Consider the following 17,879-nt stretch of genomic DNA (forward strand, 5'->3'; position numbering starts at 1 on the left):
TGCCGCACCACCGACCGGAAGGGCCGGCATGAGCTCGAACGAGGCCACCTCCACCACGACCGAGGACTACCTCGCCGGTTTCGGCGAGGAGACGGGGTACCTCGACTTCGGCCGGGTGGGCCCGCTCTCGGCGACCGTCGCCGCCGAGCAGGAGGCGGCCGTCGAGCTGCTGGTGCGCGCGCGCAGCGGCACCCTCGACGAGCTGTTCCGGCAGGACGAGCGCGTCCGGGCGGCGGCGGCGGCTCTCGTGCGCGTCCCCGCCGACCGCGTCGTCTTCCAGCCCAACACCTCGACCGGCCTCCTGCACGCGCTGTTCGGCGCCTCGGGCGCGGTGCTGCTGTCTGCCGCGGAGTTCCCGAGCCTGCCGTTCGCGGCGGTGCGCTCGGCGCAGGCTCTCGGCTCGGTGGAGCCCCGCTGGCTGCGGACCGAGCAGGGACGGGTGACGCCGGAGGCGGTCCGCGAGCAGCTCACGGACGACGTGACGACCGTCGCGGTGAGCCTGGTCGACTCCCGCACGGGCTACCTCGCGGACGTCGCGGCGATCCGCGACGTGATCGGCGACCGGATGCTCGTCCTCGACGCGATCCAGGGCTTCGGCGTCGTCGACGCGCCCTACGAGCTGGCGGACGTGGTCGTCACCGGCGGCCAGAAGTGGCTCCGCGCCGGGTGGGGGACGGGCTTCCTCGCGCTCAGCGAGCGGGCGCTGTCGCGGCTGACCCCGGTGCTCTCCGGCTGGACGGGATCGGAGCAGGCGGAGCCGTGGGACGAGGTGGCTCCGCCGCGCGGCGACGCCCGCGCCTTCAGCATCAGCAACCCGGACCCGATCGCCCAGGCCCGGCTCGCCTCGGCGCTGGAGGAGGTCGCCGCGGTCGGGCAGTCGACGATCGCCGCGCTCGTGGCGGAGCGGGTCAGCGCGATCGTCGACCTCGCGGACGAGTTCGGGCTGGCGGTCGTGGGCTCCCGCGGCGAGCACGAGCGCGCCGGCATCGTGGTCGTCGAGCCGGAGCCGGAGGAGCTGGCCCCGCTGGCGGCCTCCCTCGCCGCGCACGGCGTCACCGCGCGCCTGCGTCCGAGCACCGTCCGCTTCAGCGCGCACGCCGGCACCACCGACGCGACCCTCGCGCTGCTCCGCGCCGCCCTGATCTCGTCGGCCACGAGCATCGATTACTAGGCCGGATTCCGCGCGTTCACACACTGGTTACACATTCGTAGCGGTGAGAAGCACACGGATGTCATTCGCCGGGTTAGGTTCGAGTCATCAGGTACAGCGCCTGGTCGAGACGGCCACAGAAGTACGGCTCGACATCGCGCAGACGCCGAAGGGACACTGCGCGGTGCACGACACGCACCGATGAGGCCGGCTCGAGGACATGAGCCGGGGGCTCCGGCCCCTGGAGTGTGGAGAGTCGTCGTGACAGTTCCCCAGGGCATGGATCCGCAGACCGGGACGCAGGGCGGCGTCCACCGCCGTGTCCAGCACGGCTCCTCGGATCCGGCCGATCAGCTCCTCCGCACCTACGTCCTGGACACCTCGGTGCTGCTGTCGGATCCGTCCTCGATGTTCCGGTTCGCGGAGCACGCCGTCGTGCTGCCGATCGTCGTCATCAGCGAGCTCGAGGGCAAGCGCAACGATCCCGAGATCGGCTACTTCGCCCGGCAGGCCCTGCGCCGCCTCGACGAGCTGCGCGTGCAGCACGAGCGCCTCGACTTCCCCATCGCCGTCGGCCGCGGCGGCACGCTCCGTGTCGAGCTCAACCACTCGAACATGTCGGTGCTGCCGAGCGGGCTCCAGATGGGCGACAACGACGCGAGGATCCTCGCCGTCGCGCTCAACCTGCAGAGCGAGGGCGCCGCGGTGACCGTCGTGTCCAAGGACATGCCGATGCGCGTGAAGGCCGCCTCCATCGGCCTCGCCGCGGAGGAGTACCTGGCCGAGCAGGCCCCCGAGTCCGGTTGGACCGGCATGGACGACGTGACGCTCGGCGGCGACGCGATGAGCGAGCTCTACGACCGCGAGCGGCTCTTCACGGACGTCGTGGCCGACATCCCGGTCAACACCGGACTCGTCGTCCACTCCGACCGCGGCTCCGCTCTCGCGAGGGTCACCGGCAAGCGGCAGATCACGCTGGTCCGCGGCGACAAGGACGTGTTCGGCCTGCACGGGCGGTCGGCGGAGCAGCGGCTCGCGATCGACCTGCTGCTCGACCCGGAGGTCGGCATCGTCTCGCTCGGCGGCAGGGCCGGCACCGGCAAGTCGGCGCTGGCGCTCTGCGCGGGCCTGGAGGCGGTGCTGGAGAAGCGCCAGCACAAGAAGATCATGGTCTTCCGGCCGCTCTACGCGGTGGGCGGCCAGGACCTCGGCTTCCTGCCCGGCGACGCGGCCGAGAAGATGAACCCCTGGGCGCAGGCGGTCTTCGACACGCTCGGGGCGCTGGTGTCGCAGAACGTGCTCGACGAGGTGATCGAGCGCGGGATGCTCGAGGTGCTGCCGCTCACGCACATCCGAGGGCGCTCGCTGCACGACGCGTTCGTGATCGTCGACGAGGCGCAGTCGCTGGAGCGGAACGTCCTGCTCACGGTGCTCTCGCGCGTCGGGCAGAACTCCCGGGTGGTGCTGACCCACGACGTGGCGCAGCGCGACAACCTCCGGGTCGGCCGGCACGACGGGGTCGCCTCCGTGATCGAGACGCTGAAGGGCCACCCGCTGTTCGCGCACGTCACGCTGACCCGCTCCGAGCGCTCGGCGATCGCCGCTCTGGTCACCGAGATGCTGGAGTCGAACGAGCTCGCCTGACGGGCTCGCCGTGCGTCCGGCCCGTGGGATCCGAGGATCCCCTGGCCGGGCGCGTCCCTGCAGGGCACCGGGGCGTAGCGTGGACGGGTGAGCATCCTCGACGATGCGCTCCTCGAGCGCTTCCGCACCCGCGCGGCCGACTACGACGAGCGCAACGCGTTCTGCGCGGACGACCTGGAGGAGCTGCGCTCGATCGGGTACCTGGCGCTGCTCGTCCCCGAGGAGCTCGGCGGTGCCGGCCTCGGCCTGGAGCAGGCGGCAGCCGAGCAGACGCGCCTCGCGACCGCCGCGCCCGCGACCGCGCTCGCCGTCAACATGCACCTGGTCTGGACCGGGATCGCGCGACTCCTGCTCGAGCGGGGCGACGACTCCCTCCGCTCGGTCCTCGTCGACGCCGCGGCGGGTCACGTCTTCGCCTTCGGCAACAGCGAGGCGGGCAACGACCTGGTGCTCTCGGATTCGCTGACGCGGGCGGAGCCGCTCGGGGACGGCGGCTACCGCTTCACCGGCACGAAGGTCTTCACCTCCCTCGCGCCCGCCTGGACGCGGCTCGGCGTGTTCGGCCGCGACGACAGCGGGACGGAGCCGCGGCTCGTGCACGGCTTCGTGCACCGTGAGAGCCCGGAGTCTGCGGTCGCCGGGCTCGAGGTCCGCGACGACTGGGACACGCTCGGCATGCGGGCGACCCAGAGCCGCACGACGGTGCTCGACGGCGTCGTCGTCCCGGCCGGGCGGATGATCCGCTCGCTGCCCGTCGGACCGACCGCCGACCCCTTCGTCTTCGCCGTCTTCGCGGCCTTCGAGCTGCTGATCTCCTCGGTCTACCTCGGTGTCGCGCAGCGCGCGCTCGACCTCGCCGTCGCCTCCGTCCGCCGACGGACCTCCCTCCGGGCGGGAGGGCGGCCACTGGCGGAGGACCCCGAGGTGCGGCACCGGGTGGCTGAGGCCGGGATGCTTCTCGACGGGCTCGAGGCGCCCCTGCGCACGGCGGCGGCCGACGTGGACGCGCTCGTCGACCGCGGTGCGCGCTGGTTCCCCTCGCTGGTCGGGGTGAAGATCCGCACCACGGAAGGAGCGCTCCGCGTGGTCGAGAGCGCCGTCCGGATCGCGGGCGGCTCGGCGTACCAGCGCCGGTCGGAGCTCGGTCGCCTCTACCGAGACGTGCTCGCCGGGCAGTTCCACCCCTCCGACGACGCGTCGGCTCACGGCGCCTGGGCGTCGCTCCTGCTGGGACCGCTGCCTCCGCGCGACTGAGGCCGGGGAGGGACCCGCCGCCGCCCGAGCACACCTGCGGGCCGCCCTGTGGAGAACTCCGACGCCCCGAGGGCGGTGCCCCCTAGTCTCGGCGGATGCTCCGCGGATCTCTACTCGACCGGGCCGCCCTGCTCCTCGGCGCCCTGGTGCTCCTCCTGATCGGGGCCCCGCACCTGGGTCGGGCGCCCGGCCTCGTCCCGGTGGCGCTCGCGAGCGTGCCGTTGGTGCTGGCGGACGTGCGCGGGCACCGGCTCCCGAACGCGGTCACGCTCCCGCTGCTGGTGGTCGGAGCCGTCCTCGCGCCCACGGCGGGGACGCTTCTCGCCGTCCTCGCGACGGTGCTGTGCCTGGGCGTGCTGCATGCGGCGGGCGGGCTGGGCCTCGGCGACGTGAAGCTCCAGGCGGCCCTCTCACCGCCGCTCGCGGCTCTCGGACCCGAGCAGGTCGTCGCCGCGCCCGCTGTCGGCTTCGCGGTGGCGGGGCTGTGGGTGCTCGTGCTGCGCGTCCGCGGACGGGTCGCGTTCGGACCGTTCCTGCTCGCGGGGTTCTGGCTGGTGCTCTGATGGCCCGCCTCCGCGCCGAGCGCAGGGACGGGCCGTCGGAGGGCCGGGCTCAGCCGGGGTGGGTCATCGACATGACGTCGAGGGCGCTGTCGAGCTGCTCCTCCGTCACCTCGCCGCGCTCGACGAAGCCGAGGTCGACGACCGACTCTCGGACGGTGATCCCCTTGGCGACCGAGTTCTTCGCGACCTTGGCGGCGGCCTCGTAGCCGATCACCTTGTTGAGCGGCGTGACGATCGAGGGGGAGGACTCGGCGAGGGCGCGGGCGTGCTCGACGTCGGCCTCGAGGCCGTCGACGGTCTTGTCGGCGAGCAGCACGGCGGAGTTCGCGAGCAGGCGGATCGACTCCAGCAGCGCCGTCCCCATGACGGGGATCGCGACGTTGAGCTCGAAGGCGCCCGAGGCGCCCGCCCAGGCGATGGTGGCGTCGTTGCCGATCACGCGCGCGCAGACCATGAGGACGGCCTCCGGGATCACCGGGTTCACCTTGCCGGGCATGATCGAGGATCCGGGCTGGAGGTCGGGGATCCGCAGCTCTCCGAGGCCGGTGTTGGGGCCGGAGCCCATCCAGCGGAGGTCGTTGTTGATCTTGGTCAGGCTCACCGCGAGCACGCGCAGCGCTCCGGAGGCCTCGACCAGCGAGTCCCGCGCGCCCTGGGCCTCGAAGTGGTTGCGGGCCTCGGTGACGGGCAGGCCCGTCTCCTCCGCGAGGCGCGCGATGACCTTCTGCGGGAATCCGGCGGGGGTGTTGATCCCGGTGCCGACCGCGGTGCCGCCGAGCGGGACCTCGGCGACGCGGGGGAGCGCCGACTGCACGCGCTCGATGCCGAGGCGGATCTGCGCGGCGTAGCCGCCGAACTCCTGGCCGAGCGTGACCGGGGTGGCGTCCATCAGGTGGGTGCGGCCGGCCTTGACGACCTCGGCCCACTGCTCCGCCTTGACCTCGAGCGACTCGGCGAGCTGCTCGAGCGAGGGGATCAGCGACTCGATGAGCGCGCCGGTGACGGCGACGTGGACCGAGGTGGGGAACACGTCGTTGGAGGACTGCGAGGCGTTGACGTGGTCGTTCGGGTGCACGGTGCGGCCGAGGGCCGTGGTCGCCAGCGAGCCCAGCACCTCGTTCATGTTCATGTTCGAGGACGTGCCCGAGCCGGTCTGGTAGACGTCGATCGGGAAGTGCGCGTCGTAGCCGCCCTCGACGACGAGGTCGGCCGCGTCGGCGATCGCCCTGGCGATGTCGGCGTCGAGCACGCCCAGCTCGGCGTTGGCCAGCGCCGCCGCCTTCTTGATGCGGGCGAGGGCCGCGATCTGGGCAGGCTCGAGGCCCGCACCGGAGATCGGGAAGTTCTCGACCGCCCGCTGGGTCTGCGCGGCGTAGAGGGCGTCGCGGGGGACCCGCACCTCGCCCATCGTGTCGTGCTCGATGCGGAAGTCGCCTGAGTCGTCGGTCGGGGAGTGATCCACCACGCTGTGTTCGTCCTTGTCTGATCGGTTGGTGCTGTGCTGTCCGGAGCCGCTCACGCGGGATCCGATCCCACCGCGCTCGGAGCGGCGGCGGAGGAGGCCGAGCCGGAGTCGCGCTCCAGCTCGGAGACGTAGGGGCTGAGCTCGGGCGGATCGATGCCGAGCACGACATCGGACATCACGGTGCCGTCCGAGAGCCGGTAGTTGGCGCCGACGAGGGCGAGCCGCCCGGTCGCGACAGCGTCGGCGATCAGCGGGGAGCGCTGGAGCAGCTCGGCGACCGTGTCGCGCAGGTGCTCGCGGCCGACGGCCAGCGCGTCGGTCGCCGACGGGTCGACGAGCACGCGGCCGTCCGGCTGAGCACCCACGAGGCGGCGCACCGCGGGGATGATCGGCTCGATCAGGTGCTCGATGTGCGGGGGGAGCCGCTCGGCGCCGGGCGCCTGCGACTGGATCGCTGCCCGGACCGCTCCGCACTCGTCGTGGCCGAGCACGAGCAGCACCTTCACGCCGAGAACGGCGACGCCGTACTCCAGCGAGCCGATGATGGAGTCGGCGATCACCTGGCCGGCGTTGCGGACGACGAAGAGGTCGCCGAGCCCCAGGTCGAAGATGATCTCGGCCGCGAGGCGGGAGTCGCTGCAGCCGAAGAGCGCGGCGAGCGGGGCCTGAGCGGCGGCGAGCTCGGCGCGGCGCTCGACGTCCTGGCGGGGGTGGCGGGGCTCGCCGGCGACGAAGCGCTGGTTGCCGCGGAGCATCTCCTTCCAGACCCACGCCGGCGGGCGGGACTCGCGGGGGACGGTGCTGCTGGTTCCGAGGCTCATCGGGACTCCTCCTGGCCGATCTGCGGGGTGATGGCGTCCACGACCAGGCGGATCTCGTCCGTCGGGGCCGTGCCGTAGACGAGGTAGGTGCTGGAGCCCTCCGTCGTCTCGAGTGCGTAGGGCGTGTTGCCGGTGTCGTCGCCGGAGTCGCGGTGGTCGTAGACGGTCCAGTCGCGGCCGTCGATCGTCTCGACGCCGGTCGCCGCCCGGCGGTCGAGCTGCGTCGCGACCCAGGCCGCGTCCGCGTCGAGCCCCTGGCTCAGGCCGATGTAGCCCGCCTTCGGGGTGATCAGGCCGACGTACCAGTAGTCGGTGCCGTTCTCGCGGCGGAGCTCGGCCGCGTTGGCCTTCCAGCCGTCGGGCAGGGAGGGCACGGCGAGCGTCTGCTCCTCGCCCAGCTGGACCTGTGCGGCGACGCGGGGGACGTCGACCGAGGAGAGCTCCACGGTGTCGCCGCGGGGGACGAGCAGGACGATGAGCGCTACGGCGCCGACGGTCGCGAGCAGCGAGAAGACGAGGTTGTTGACCGTCTTGCGCTGACGGTAGAGCCGGGAGTTCTCGGCCTTGCGTGCGGCCGTTTCGGCCGCCGTCTCCGGGCGCCCGAGCTCGGCGACGACCCGCGCGGGCTTCGCGCGGCTCATCCGGCGGCCGCCCCTCCGGAGCGGGCCGCGTCCAGCCGGGTGCGTGCTCCGATCAGCCACTCCTCGCAGCGGGCGGCGAGGGCCTCGCCGCGCTCCCACAGGGCGAGCGAGCGCTCGAGGGTGGAGCTGCCCTGCTCGAGCTCGGACACGACGCGGACGAGCTCGTCGCGCGCCTGCTCGTAGGAGAATCCCGAGACGTCGGAGTCGGTCGCCGAGGCGTCGGGGGAGTCGGGCATGGGTCTGATCCTATCGATCGGGGCTGAGGGGGACGGGTGGCGCGGCGGGCTCAGGACCGGCCGGCGGGATCGCCGGTGGGCCCCTCGGAGCGGGCGCCGACGGCACCCTCCGCGAGCGTGAGGACGAGTGCGCCGCCGGCCGGTGCGTCGCCGGGCGCCCGGACGACGTGCCCGGCCGCGTTCTGGACGATCGCATAGCCGCGGTCGAGGGTGTGCTGGGGGGAGAGGGCGCGCAGGTGGCCGTGCAGGCGCTCGACCTCGAGGTGCGCGCGCTCGAGGCGGCGGTCCACCAGCTCGGCGCCGCGCGCCACCCAGCGGGTCAGCTCCTCGGAGTGCCGGTCGACCAGGACGTGCGGCTGGGCGAGCACCGGCCGCGAGCGCAGCTGCGAGAGCCGGTCGATCTCGTGCGAGACGAGCCCGCTCACGCGGCCGGTCATCCGCAGCCGGGCCTGCTGCACGCGCAGCAGCTCGTCGGAGACGTCGGGCACGACCCTCTTCGCGGCGTCGGTGGGAGTGGAGGCGCGCAGGTCGGCGACGTCGTCGAGCAGCGGGCGGTCGGCCTCGTGGCCGATCGCGCTGACGACCGGAGTGGAGCAGGCGGCGACGGCGCGCACGAGCGCCTCGTCGCTGAAGCCGAGCAGGTTCTGGAAGTCACCGCCTCCGCGGGCGATCACGATCACGTCGATGCTGTCGTCGGCCTCGAGGGTCCGCAGGGCCGAGAGCACCTCCGGGACCGTCCGGTCGCCCTGCACGGCCGAGTGGACCACCCGGAAGCGCACAGCCGGCCAGCGCAGCTGCGCGTTCCGCAGCACGTCCTTCTCGGCGTCCGAGTCCTTGCCGGTGATGAGGCCCACGCCGTGCGGGAGGAACGGCAGCGGCTTCTTGCGGGAGGCGTCGAACAGCCCCTCCGACGCCAGCTGCCGGCGGAGCCGCTCGAGCTTCTCGAGCAGATCGCCCAGGCCGACGTGGCGCATCTCGAAGACCTGCATCGAGAGCGTGCCGCCCTTGACCCAGTAGTTGGGCTTCACCAGCGCAATGACCCGATCGCCCTGCTTGAGGTCGGCCGGGAGGCGGCTCCGCACCGACGACCAGACGGTGAAGCCGACCGTCGCGTCTCCGGACAGGTCCTTCAGCTTCCCGTAGACGTTGCCGCCGGACGCGCCCCACTGGGTGATCTCGCCCTCGACCCACGCGGTCCCGAGGCGCTCGATCCAGCCCTTGATCTTGCTGGCGAGCAGGCCGACCGGCCAGGGTGCGTCGGCGGTGGGTGGGGCGTCGGTCATCGCTGCCTCTGCTCGGAGGGACGGGGGGAGCGGGAGTGCCCTCCCGCGACGACAACGGTACGGGACGGGTCCGACACCGGGACGGCCCGGGCACAGGATGCACCACGTAGAATCAGGGGGTGAGCCAAGTCCCGATCAGCCTGCCCATGCCGCGCATGCCCCGCGCCACAGGGCGTCTGCGCGACGTCCCCGTCGAGGGCCGCAAGCGCGTCCTCCTCGCCGCGCCCCGCGGCTACTGCGCCGGAGTCGACCGCGCGGTCGTCGCCGTCGAGAAGGCCATCGAGCACTACGGTGCCCCGGTCTACGTGCGCAAGCAGATCGTGCACAACGTGCACGTCGTCTCCACGCTCGAGAGCCAGGGCGCCATCTTCGTCGACGAGGTCGACGAGGTGCCCGAGGGATCGCACATCGTCTTCAGCGCGCACGGCGTCTCACCGGCCGTCGTCCAGGGCGCGGCCGACCGCAGTCTCCAGGCGATCGACGCGACCTGCCCCCTGGTGACGAAGGTGCACCGCGAGGCCGTCCGCTTCGCGCGCGACGACTTCGAGATCCTCCTCATCGGCCACGAGGGCCACGAAGAGGTCGAGGGCACCGCGGGCGAGGCTCCCGATCACGTCACCCTCGTCGGCAGCCCCGACGACGTGCCGAACATCGTCGTGAAGGACCCGGACAAGGTCGTCTGGCTCTCGCAGACGACGCTCTCGGTCGACGAGACGATGGAGACGGTGCGCCGTCTCCGCGAGCGCTTCCCCAACCTGCAGGACCCGCCGAGCGACGACATCTGCTACGCCACGCAGAACCGCCAGGTCGCGATCAAGAAGGTCGCCGCGGGCGCCGAGCTGGTCATCGTCGTCGGCTCCGCGAACTCCTCCAACTCCGTGCGCCTCGTCGAGGTCGCCCTCGAGTACGGCGCGAAGGCCGCCTACCGGGTCGACTACGCGAGCGAGATCAAGCAGGAGTGGCTCGAGGGCATCCGCACCGTCGGCGTCACCAGCGGCGCCTCGGTGCCCGAGGTGCTCGTCCAGGAGGTCCTCGACGACCTCGCCGCCGCCGGGTACGGCGATGTCGAGGAGGTCAAGACGGCGGAGGAGGACCTGATGTTCTCGCTCCCCAAGGAGCTGCGCAAGGACGTCGCCGGCAAGCGCGACGCCCGCGGCGTCGGTGGACGCATCAGCGCGGGAGCGGGCGCCTAGAGCGTTCCGGCCCGGACACGGAAGAGGCCGCCCTCCCTCGGGAGCGGCGGCCTCTTCCGTGTGCGGTGGAACGGGGATCGACGCTAGACGTCGGTGCCGGCGCCGCCCTGCGAGCCCGACATGCGCGTGACGTACTCCGCGAACGTCGGGTCGCCCAGGATGGCGATCGCCGCGACGATCAGGGAGAGCAGCACGGTCGCCGCGATCCCGAGGATCGGGACGAGCACGGCGCGCTTGCCGGCGCGGAGCCGCCGGATCGAGATCCACACCGCGAAGGCGACGATCAGCGACTGCGCGAGCGCCACCACGACGCCGAGGATCCGTGCGAGCTCCGGCGACGCGTAGGTGCCGATGCCCTGGGAGCGGTAGAGCTCCTGGAGGGTCGTCGCGAAGCTCGAGGGATCGAGCAGCGTCGGCACGGCGAAGAACACGCCGAGCGCGAGCAGCACGATCGTGAGCAGGCGGTCGACGGGATGCGCGACGGGCTTCGCGGCCGGAGCGGTCGCGGGCCTCGGATCGGTCTCCGACCCCCTCGGGTCGGGGACGACCACGGCGTCCTCCGGCGGCTGCCACGACCAGCCGGGCGGCGCGTACTCGCCGTACTGCGGCTCCGGACGCCTGTCGCCCGGCTGATCGTGTGCGTTCGTCACGGAGCGGTGCCCTACTTCCCGGAGTTCCCGGCCGAGCCGAGCTGACGGGTCGCCTCGGCGACGCGCGCGGCCATCGCGGTCTCGGCGATCTTGCCCCACGAGCGCGGGTCGTAGACCTTCTTGTTGCCGACCTCGCCGTCGACCTTGAGGAAGCCGTCGTAGTTCTTCAGCACGGTGTCCGCGACGGAGCGGCTGAAGGCGTACTGCGTGTCGGTGTCGATGTTCATCTTGACGACGCCGTTGCGGACCGCCTCGGCGATCTCCTCGTCGGTCGAGCCCGAGCCGCCGTGGAAGACGAGATCGAGGGGGAGCGCGCCGGTGCCGTACTTCGCCTGCAGGCCGTCCTGGATCTCGCGGAGCAGCTCCGGGCGCAGGCGGACGTTGCCCGGCTTGTAGACGCCGTGGACGTTGCCGAAGGTCAGGGCGGCCATGTAGCGGCCCTGCTCGCCGAAGCCGAGGGCCTCGACGGTCGCGATCGCGTCGTCGAGCGTGGTGTAGAGGTGCTCGTTGATGTCGTGCGAGACGCCGTCCTCCTCGCCGCCGACGACGCCGATCTCGACCTCGAGGATGGCGTTGATGTTCTTGACGCGCGGGAGGATCTCCTTCGCGATGGCGAGGTTCTCGTCGAGCGGGATCGCGGAGCCGTCCCACATGTGCGACTGGAACAGCGGCTCGCGACCGGCCTTGACCTCCTCCTCGGAGGCGGCGATCAGCGGGTAGACGAAGCCCTCGAGCGCGTTCTGCGGGCAGTGGTCGGTGTGGAGCGCGACCGTGACCGGGTAGTTCTTGGCGACCTCGGTCGCGAACCTCGCGAAGGCGATCGCGCCTGCCGCGCGGTTCTTCACGGTGTGGCCGGCGAAGTAGTCCGCGCCTCCGGTGGTGACCTGGATGATGCCGTCCGAGCCCGCCTCGGTGAGGCCCTGGAGGACCGCGTTGATCGTCTGCGACGACGAGACGTTGAACGCCGGGTAGGCGAAGCCGCCCGCCTTCGCCTTGTCGAGCATCTCTGCGTACTGGTCCGGGGTAGCGACGGGCATGGCATCTCCTTTGACGGATGAACGAAGGGGGGTCGGGCGAGGCCCGCGTCGCGGACGAGTCTAGCGAGGCGCCCCTCCGCGGTCCCTCCGCCCGTGGAGGGCCCTGGACTAGGCTTCGGGCAGGGATGGGGATCCGCTCCGCGGGTCCTGCGACGACGTGCACGAACTCGACGACGAAGGACTCCGCTCTGTGATCGACAGCGACTCGCTCTACCTCCACCCCGACCGCAACCTCGGCATGGAGCTCGTCCGCGCCACCGAGGCCGCCGCGATCCGCGCCGTGCCCTTCATCGGCAAGGGCGACAAGAACGCCGCCGACGGCGCAGCGGTCGACGCCATGCGCACCTTCCTCGGGACCGTGAACTTCGACGGAGTCGTCGTGATCGGCGAGGGCGAGAAGGACAACGCGCCCATGCTCTTCAACGGCGAGCACGTCGGCAACGGCTCGGGGCCCGCCGCCGACATCGCCGTCGACCCGATCGACGGCACCTCGCTGACCGCGGCCGGGCGCCAGAACGCGCTCTCGATGATCGCCGTCGCCGACCGCGGCGCGATGTTCGACCCCTCCGCCGTGTTCTACATGGAGAAGATCGTCACCGGGCCCGAGGGCGTCGGGATCATCGACATCCAGCGCCCGATCGGCGAGAACATCCGCGCCCTGGCCCGCGCCAAGCGCAAGCCCGTCGAGGAGATGCGCATCGCGGTGCTCGACCGCCCGCGCCACGCTCAGCTGATCGAGGACATCCGTGCGGCCGGAGCCGGCACGCGCCTCCTGCTCGACGGCGACGTCGCGGGCGGCATCAACGCCGCTCGCCACGACTCCCGACTCGACATGTGCGTCGGCACCGGAGGCACGCCCGAGGGCATCATCACCGCCTGCGCCATCCGCGCGCTCGGGGGAGTGATCCAGGGCATCCTCCGCCCGAAGGACGACGACGAGCGCCAGCGCGCCATCGACGCCGGGCACGACCTCGATCGCGTCCTCCACGCCAACGACCTCGTCCGCAGCGACAACACCTACTTCGTCGCGACCGGAGTGACGAACGGCGGGCTCGTGAAGGGCGTGCGCAAGGAGGGCCACGTCATCACGACGGAGTCCATCGTGCTGCGCTCCCGCTCGGGCACCATCCGCCGCGTGACCGCCCAGCACCTCGCGGAGAAGTGGGTCTAGGCCGTCACCGTCTGTCCGAGACGCCGCCCCGCCGCTGAGGCGCCGCCCCGCTGACGGCGCCTCGGCGAGAGCGGTGGCGTCTCGGCGTGTGATGCGCGATAGAACGTCGGCCTCGATCATCACCAGGTGAGCGGGCGGAGCCGCGGCGGGTCTCGATGCGCGTCGCGGGCGCTCCTCCGGCGAGCCGCGGAGGCGGAGTGCCGTCGTGAGCTGCGGTCGTCCGGGTGTCGAGCCGGATGGACGGCGCCGCTCGCGCCCGGCCTGCACGCCCGGTGCTCGCTCAGCGAGAACCCGGGACCCTACGCGGTCCGCTCGGACTCGTCGTCCGCGGCGAGCAGCTCGACGGCGGTGAGGCGGCGCGGCGAGGAGGCGACTCCTCCGACCGGGGCGATGACGCGCGACTCGTCGAGGGAGTCGAACTGGCGCGCGGTGACCAGCACGCGGCTCTCGAGCGAGCCGGCGAAGGCGTTGTAGGAGTCGACCGTCTTCTCGAGCGAGCGGCGCAGGCCCTCGGCGTGGTCGGCGAGGGTGCCGAGACGGGCGTAGAGCGTCTTGCCGAGGTCGAGCAGGCGCTTGGCGTCGTCGGTGAGCACGTCCTGCTGCCAGGTGTAGGCGACGGTCTTCAGCACCGACCACAGGGTCACGGGCGAGGCGAGGGCGACGCGCTTGCGGAACGCGTACTCGAGCAGGCTCGGGTCGGCGTCGAGCGCGCTCGCGAGCAGCGGCTCGCTCGGCACGAACGCGATGACGAACTCGGGGCTCGCCGGGAGACCGGTCCAGTAGGAGCGGGCGGCCAGCGCGTCCACATGGCCGCGGAGGGCGCGGACGTGCGCGCGCAGGAGCCCCGCGCGCCGCGCCTCCTCCTCTCCGCCGGCGCCCGCGGGGATCGCGCTCGCCTCCAGGTACGCGTCGAACGGCACCTTGGCGTCCACCGCGATCGCCTTGCCGCCGGGCAGGCGGACCACCATGTCGGCGCGGCCGCGGCCCGCCTCGCCCTCGAGCCCGAACTGCACGTCGAAGTCGACCCGCTGGGTGAGCCCGGCGGCCTCGACGACGTTCCGCAGCTGCGTCTCGCCCCAGGCGCCGCGGCTCGTGGTGGAGCGGAGCGCGGACGCGAGGGTCTCGGTCGTCGAGCGCAGCTGCTCGCCCGCCGCCCGCTGTCCCTCGAGCTGCTCGGTGATCGCCCCGAACTGGGCGGCGCGCTCGCGCTCGAGCCGGCCGACCGCCTCCTGCATGCCGCGCAGGCTCTCGGCGACGGGGGAGAGGGTCTGCAGGATGCGCGCGTCGTGCCGCTCGCGCTCGGCGACGACGCGCAGCTGCTCCTGGAGCTCGCGGATCTGGTCGCGGGCGGAGCCGAGGTGCTCGCGGTGCTGCTCGACGACGGCCTCGTGCCGCTCCTCCAGGCCCTCAGCGCGGGCGCGGGCCGTCGCGAGGTCGAGGGCGAGGGCGGCGTCGGGCGTGCGGGAGCGGGCGAGGAGGACGGCCACGACTCCCGCGAGGAGCGCACCGACCACCAGGCCGAGGACGAAGGAGAGATCCATGCCGCCGATGACACCACGCACCTCCGACATCGAGCGATCGACGCGCCACGCCCACCGAACGAGGGCCAGGACGCCCTGCGACCGCCTCGTAGACTTCGCGATCATGGGGAATCACCACCGCTCATCGCGCCTGCTCACGGCCGCGCTCGCTCTCGCCGTCGGGCTCGGCACCGCCCTCGTCCCGATCACCTCCGCCTCCGCCGCCGAGGACGCGCCGTCGACCGTCTCGGTCGAGACCGGCGCTCTCGACGCGTCCCTCGACCGCGCCGACCTCGGCGTCCCGGACCAGTCGACGCAGTACAGCGCCGAGGAGACGAAGAGCTTCCGCGCCGGCTTCATCGTCAGCGACGCCCAGTTCTTCGACGGGGACGCGCTGAGCACCGGTCAGGTGCAGTCGCTCCTGAACGAGAAGGGCAGCCCGTGCTCCACCGCAGGCACCGCCCCCTGCCTCAAGAACTTCTCGCAGGCGACGCCGTCCAAGGCGGCGGACGCGATGTGCAGCGCCTACCAGGGCTCCGGCAGCGAGTCGTCGGCCTCGATCTTCACGCGCGTCGGCCTGGCCTGCGGCATCAACCCGCTCGCCCTGGTCGTGCTCGTGCAGAAGGAGCGGAGCCTCGTCACCGACGCGACGCCCAGCCCCGAGGACTACGCCAAGGCGACCGGCTACAACTGCCCGGACACCGCGGCGTGCGACCCCGGCTCGGCGGGCTTCTTCACGCAGGTCTACAGCGCGGCCCGCCAGTTCAAGCGCTACGCCAACCCGCCCGGCTCCGGCTCGAACTTCACCACCTACGCTCCGGGCACGACGCCGAACGTCGCCTACTACCCGAGCACCGCGTGCGGCTCCTCGCCGGTCACCATCCGCAACCAGGCCACGGCCGACCTCTACTACTACACGCCGTACCAGCCCAACGACTACGCGCTCACCGGCTCCGGCAACGCGGCCTGCGCGACCTACGGCAACATCAACTTCTGGTACCTCTTCAGCGACTGGAACCCGAACGGCACCCTGGCCAACGCCGGGATCGCCCCCGCGGGACGCGTCGACGCCCCGCGCATCTCGGGCAGCACCCTGAGCGTGTCCGGCTGGGCCGTCGATCCGACGACGCAGCAGGCCGCGCTGACCACGACGGTCACGGTGACCGGCCCCGACGGCACCCGCACGGTCCGCACGCAGACCGCGAACGGCGACCGCGGTGACATCCCGGGCGAGTACTCCGTCGCCGGCCGCGCCCACGGCTTCGGCGCCACCACGCCCGTCTCGGCACCCGGCACCTACCAGGTCTGCGTCTCCGCCGACTCCGTCGACTGGAACCGCTGGGTCGGCACGGGCGACTCCCGGGGCCCCGGCCGGAAGGATCTCGGCTGCTCGTCCGTGAGCACGTCGGCCGGGATCGACGTCTCGCGCCTGGCCGGCACGGACCGCCAGGGCACCGCCGTCGCGATCTCGAAGGCCGTCTTCCGCACGAACGTCCCGGTCGTCTACATCGCGACCGGCGCCAACTTCCCCGACGCCCTGAGCGCCGCCCCTGCCGCGGCCAAGCAGGGCGGTCCGCTGCTCCTGGTCGACCGGGACTCGATGTCGCAGCCCGTTCGCGACGAGCTCAGCCGGCTCAAGCCGGCGAGGATCGTCGTGGTCGGCTCCGCACTGAGCGTCGGCGACGGCCTGCTGAACCAGCTGAGGTCCTACTCGCCGACGGTGGACCGCATCGGAGGGAAGGACCGCTACGACACGTCCAGGCTCATCATCCAGAGCGCGTTCTCGGGCGGCTCGACGCGGGCCTGGCTCGCCACGGGCGAGAAGTTCCCCGACGCGCTCGGCGCGAGCGCCGCGGCCGGCTCCGTCGACGCGCCCGTCGTCCTCGTGAACGGCACCGGCAGCACGGCCGACGCCGTGACGAAGGGCATCCTCTCGAAGCTCAAGGTGCAGAACCTCACCATCGCGGGCAGCCCCCTGTCGGTGAGCGAGGGGATCAAGAACTCGCTTCCGGTGCCGACGATCACCCGCATCGGCGGAGTCGACCGCTACGACACCTCGGAGCAGCTGAACCGGGCAGCCTTCTCGAGGGCCGAGACCGTGTTCCTGGCGACGGGCGAGAATTTCCCCGACGCCCTCGCCGGAGCCACGGCGGCGGGCTACTCGAACAGCCCGCTGTTCGCCGTGCCGACGAACTGCGTGCCCCGCGCCGTCCTGACCGACATCGCGAAGTCGGGAGCTCAGCGGGTCGTCCTCCTCGGCGGTCCCACCACCCTCTCGGAGGACGTCGCGCGGCTCACCCCCTGCGGCTGATCGCCCGCGACCCCGCCACTAGCGTGGAGGGATGACCCCGACCGCACCGTCCCCGACCGGCCTCCGACGCCGGCGGGGCGGTGCGGTCGTCGTCGTCGCGGCGCTGGTGGCACTCCTGCTGGGAGACTCCGTCGACGGCACGCGCCTCGCAGCGGTGCCGTCCGAGCCGCAGACCGTCCGGCTGTGGACCTTCCTCCAGCCGGGCCCCGTCGCGGCCGACTTCGACCCGGGCGACCTGATCTCCGACGAGGTCTTCTTCGCCGGCGACGCGCTCGGACCGCTCACGGTGCAGGCGTTCCTCGACGCCCGCGTCCCCGACTGCGCGGGCGGGCCGGTGCCGTGCCTGCGCGACTACGCCGAGGACACCGCGGCGATCACGGCCGACGAGCAGTGCGATGCGCGGCCCGCCGGACGCGACGTCCCGGCAGCGGAGATCATCACCTCGGTCGCCGGCGCGTGCGGCGTGAATCCGGCCGTCCTCCTGGTGCTGCTGCAGAAGGAGCAGTCGCTCGTGACCGATCCGGAGCCGAGCGAGCGGCAGTTCCGCAGCGCCACGGGCTACGGCTGCCCGGACACCGCCGACTGCGACACGGACTCCTACGGCTTCGCGGCGCAGGTGTACGGAGCGGCGTGGCAGTTCCAGCGCTACCGGAATCCGGACTCGAGCTTCGACTGGTACCCGGTCGGCGCGGCCAGCGACGTCCGCTACTCCCCGGACGAGTCCTGCGGCACCGCCCCGGTGACGATCGCCAACGCGGCCACGGCGGGTCTCTACTACTACACGCCGTACCAGCCGAATGCGGCGGCGCTCGCGAACCTCTACGGCGAGGGCGACGACTGCTCGGCCTACGGGAACCGGAACTTCTGGCGCATCTTCAGCACCTGGTTCGGCGACCCCCGCGGCTGAGCCGATCGTCTCGAGCCGGCTCGGCATGACGGA

Annotated in this window: 16 protein-coding genes; 8 read left to right on the forward strand and 8 right to left on the reverse strand. The window is 72.5% G+C overall.

Annotated features, from left to right (window positions below):
- The first annotated feature begins 28 nt into the window (after positions 1–28).
- The 4 genes from C5D36_RS00580 to C5D36_RS00595 all read left to right on the forward strand — a co-directional run bounded on the left by C5D36_RS00580 (position 29) and on the right by C5D36_RS00595 (position 4,611).
- Positions 29–1,171: an aminotransferase class V-fold PLP-dependent enzyme gene (locus C5D36_RS00580; RefSeq protein WP_104283395.1), complete on the forward strand. Its 1,143-nt coding sequence runs from the start codon at positions 29–31 to the stop codon at positions 1,169–1,171.
- Positions 1,172–1,429: 258 nt separating this feature from the next.
- A complete protein-coding gene (locus C5D36_RS00585) occupies positions 1,430–2,794 on the forward strand; it encodes a PhoH family protein (RefSeq protein ID WP_104224423.1) in 1,365 nt (454 codons plus the stop codon).
- Positions 2,795–2,881: 87 nt separating this feature from the next.
- Positions 2,882–4,048, forward strand: coding sequence for an acyl-CoA dehydrogenase family protein (locus C5D36_RS00590; RefSeq protein WP_104291555.1), 1,167 nt, complete (start codon positions 2,882–2,884; stop codon positions 4,046–4,048).
- A 95-nt stretch (positions 4,049–4,143) separates the two neighbouring features.
- Positions 4,144–4,611: a prepilin peptidase gene (locus tag C5D36_RS00595; RefSeq protein ID WP_104232763.1), complete on the forward strand. Its 468-nt coding sequence runs from the start codon at positions 4,144–4,146 to the stop codon at positions 4,609–4,611.
- A 49-nt stretch (positions 4,612–4,660) separates the two neighbouring features.
- On the opposite strand, the gene C5D36_RS00600 is transcribed toward C5D36_RS00595, so the two are convergent.
- From C5D36_RS00600 to xseA, 5 genes are read right to left on the reverse strand one after another with little or no spacing between them, the layout of a single operon-like run.
- Positions 4,661–6,076, reverse strand: a complete 1,416-nt coding sequence (locus C5D36_RS00600) for an aspartate ammonia-lyase (protein ID WP_104232762.1) — start codon at positions 6,074–6,076, stop codon at positions 4,661–4,663.
- A gap of 50 nt (positions 6,077–6,126) precedes the next feature.
- Positions 6,127–6,897 carry a carbonic anhydrase gene (locus C5D36_RS00605; RefSeq protein WP_208543312.1) on the reverse strand — a complete coding sequence of 257 codons (771 nt, stop codon included), beginning with the start codon at positions 6,895–6,897 and terminating at the stop codon, positions 6,127–6,129.
- Positions 6,894–7,538 carry a DUF4245 domain-containing protein gene (locus tag C5D36_RS00610; protein ID WP_104232761.1) on the reverse strand — a complete coding sequence of 215 codons (645 nt, stop codon included), beginning with the start codon at positions 7,536–7,538 and terminating at the stop codon, positions 6,894–6,896. Before C5D36_RS00610 ends, C5D36_RS00605 begins: the two co-directional genes overlap by 4 nt.
- Positions 7,535–7,774: an exodeoxyribonuclease VII small subunit gene (locus tag C5D36_RS00615; RefSeq protein ID WP_104294972.1), complete on the reverse strand. Its 240-nt coding sequence runs from the start codon at positions 7,772–7,774 to the stop codon at positions 7,535–7,537. Before C5D36_RS00615 ends, C5D36_RS00610 begins: the two co-directional genes overlap by 4 nt.
- Positions 7,775–7,824: 50 nt before the next feature.
- Positions 7,825–9,057 carry an exodeoxyribonuclease VII large subunit gene (gene xseA / locus C5D36_RS00620; protein ID WP_104224417.1) on the reverse strand — a complete coding sequence of 411 codons (1,233 nt, stop codon included), beginning with the start codon at positions 9,055–9,057 and terminating at the stop codon, positions 7,825–7,827.
- A 146-nt stretch (positions 9,058–9,203) separates the two neighbouring features.
- Here xseA and C5D36_RS00625 point away from each other — a divergent pair, with 146 nt between their 5' ends.
- Positions 9,204–10,250, forward strand: coding sequence for a 4-hydroxy-3-methylbut-2-enyl diphosphate reductase (locus tag C5D36_RS00625; RefSeq protein WP_104232760.1), 1,047 nt, complete (start codon positions 9,204–9,206; stop codon positions 10,248–10,250).
- 83 nt (positions 10,251–10,333) lie between these two features.
- Here C5D36_RS00625 and C5D36_RS00630 read toward each other — a convergent pair whose 3' ends face one another.
- A complete protein-coding gene (locus C5D36_RS00630) occupies positions 10,334–10,900 on the reverse strand; it encodes a DUF6264 family protein (protein ID WP_104224415.1) in 567 nt (188 codons plus the stop codon).
- 11 nt (positions 10,901–10,911) lie between these two features.
- Complete coding sequence (gene fbaA / locus C5D36_RS00635; protein ID WP_104224414.1) at positions 10,912–11,937, reverse strand: class II fructose-bisphosphate aldolase; 1,026 nt, start codon at positions 11,935–11,937, stop codon at positions 10,912–10,914.
- Positions 11,938–12,175: 238 nt separating this feature from the next.
- On the opposite strand from fbaA, the gene glpX reads away from it, so the two are divergent.
- On the forward strand, positions 12,176–13,108 hold the full coding sequence (gene glpX / locus C5D36_RS00640; protein ID WP_097165697.1) for a class II fructose-bisphosphatase: 933 nt from the start codon (positions 12,176–12,178) through the stop codon (positions 13,106–13,108).
- Positions 13,109–13,407: 299 nt separating this feature from the next.
- On the opposite strand, the gene C5D36_RS00645 is transcribed toward glpX, so the two are convergent.
- Positions 13,408–14,649: a DNA recombination protein RmuC gene (locus tag C5D36_RS00645; protein ID WP_219812562.1), complete on the reverse strand. Its 1,242-nt coding sequence runs from the start codon at positions 14,647–14,649 to the stop codon at positions 13,408–13,410.
- Positions 14,650–14,752: 103 nt separating this feature from the next.
- Here C5D36_RS00645 and C5D36_RS00650 point away from each other — a divergent pair, with 103 nt between their 5' ends.
- Positions 14,753–16,939 (forward strand): cell wall-binding repeat-containing protein, encoded by a 2,187-nt coding sequence (locus C5D36_RS00650; protein WP_104294974.1) that lies wholly within the window; start codon positions 14,753–14,755, stop codon positions 16,937–16,939.
- 31 nt (positions 16,940–16,970) lie between these two features.
- A complete protein-coding gene (locus tag C5D36_RS00655) occupies positions 16,971–17,846 on the forward strand; it encodes a hemagglutinin (protein WP_104294975.1) in 876 nt (291 codons plus the stop codon).
- Positions 17,847–17,879 lie beyond the last annotated feature (33 nt).

It is taken from the genome of Rathayibacter sp. AY1C6 (assembly GCF_002931535.1).
Taxonomy (GTDB): Bacteria; Actinomycetota; Actinomycetes; order Actinomycetales; family Microbacteriaceae; genus Rathayibacter.

Bases quoted from the DNA above. Each gene is read 5' to 3' on its own strand.
- C5D36_RS00580 (WP_104283395.1), top strand. From the start codon at position 29: ATGAGCTCGAACGAGGCCACCTCCACCACGACCGAGGACTACCTCGCC.
- C5D36_RS00585 (WP_104224423.1), top strand. From the start codon at position 1,430: ATGGATCCGCAGACCGGGACGCAGGGCGGCGTCCACCGCCGTGTCCAG.
- C5D36_RS00595 (WP_104232763.1), top strand. From the start codon at position 4,144: ATGCTCCGCGGATCTCTACTCGACCGGGCCGCCCTGCTCCTCGGCGCC.
- C5D36_RS00605 (WP_208543312.1), bottom strand. From the start codon at position 6,897: ATGAGCCTCGGAACCAGCAGCACCGTCCCCCGCGAGTCCCGCCCGCCG.
- C5D36_RS00610 (WP_104232761.1), bottom strand. From the start codon at position 7,538: ATGAGCCGCGCGAAGCCCGCGCGGGTCGTCGCCGAGCTCGGGCGCCCG.
- C5D36_RS00615 (WP_104294972.1), bottom strand. From the start codon at position 7,774: ATGCCCGACTCCCCCGACGCCTCGGCGACCGACTCCGACGTCTCGGGA.
- xseA (WP_104224417.1), bottom strand. From the start codon at position 9,057: ATGACCGACGCCCCACCCACCGCCGACGCACCCTGGCCGGTCGGCCTG.
- C5D36_RS00625 (WP_104232760.1), top strand. From the start codon at position 9,204: ATGCCGCGCATGCCCCGCGCCACAGGGCGTCTGCGCGACGTCCCCGTC.
- fbaA (WP_104224414.1), bottom strand. From the start codon at position 11,937: ATGCCCGTCGCTACCCCGGACCAGTACGCAGAGATGCTCGACAAGGCG.
- glpX (WP_097165697.1), top strand. From the start codon at position 12,176: ATGGAGCTCGTCCGCGCCACCGAGGCCGCCGCGATCCGCGCCGTGCCC.
- C5D36_RS00645 (WP_219812562.1), bottom strand. From the start codon at position 14,649: ATGGATCTCTCCTTCGTCCTCGGCCTGGTGGTCGGTGCGCTCCTCGCG.
- C5D36_RS00650 (WP_104294974.1), top strand. From the start codon at position 14,753: ATGGGGAATCACCACCGCTCATCGCGCCTGCTCACGGCCGCGCTCGCT.
- C5D36_RS00655 (WP_104294975.1), top strand. From the start codon at position 16,971: ATGACCCCGACCGCACCGTCCCCGACCGGCCTCCGACGCCGGCGGGGC.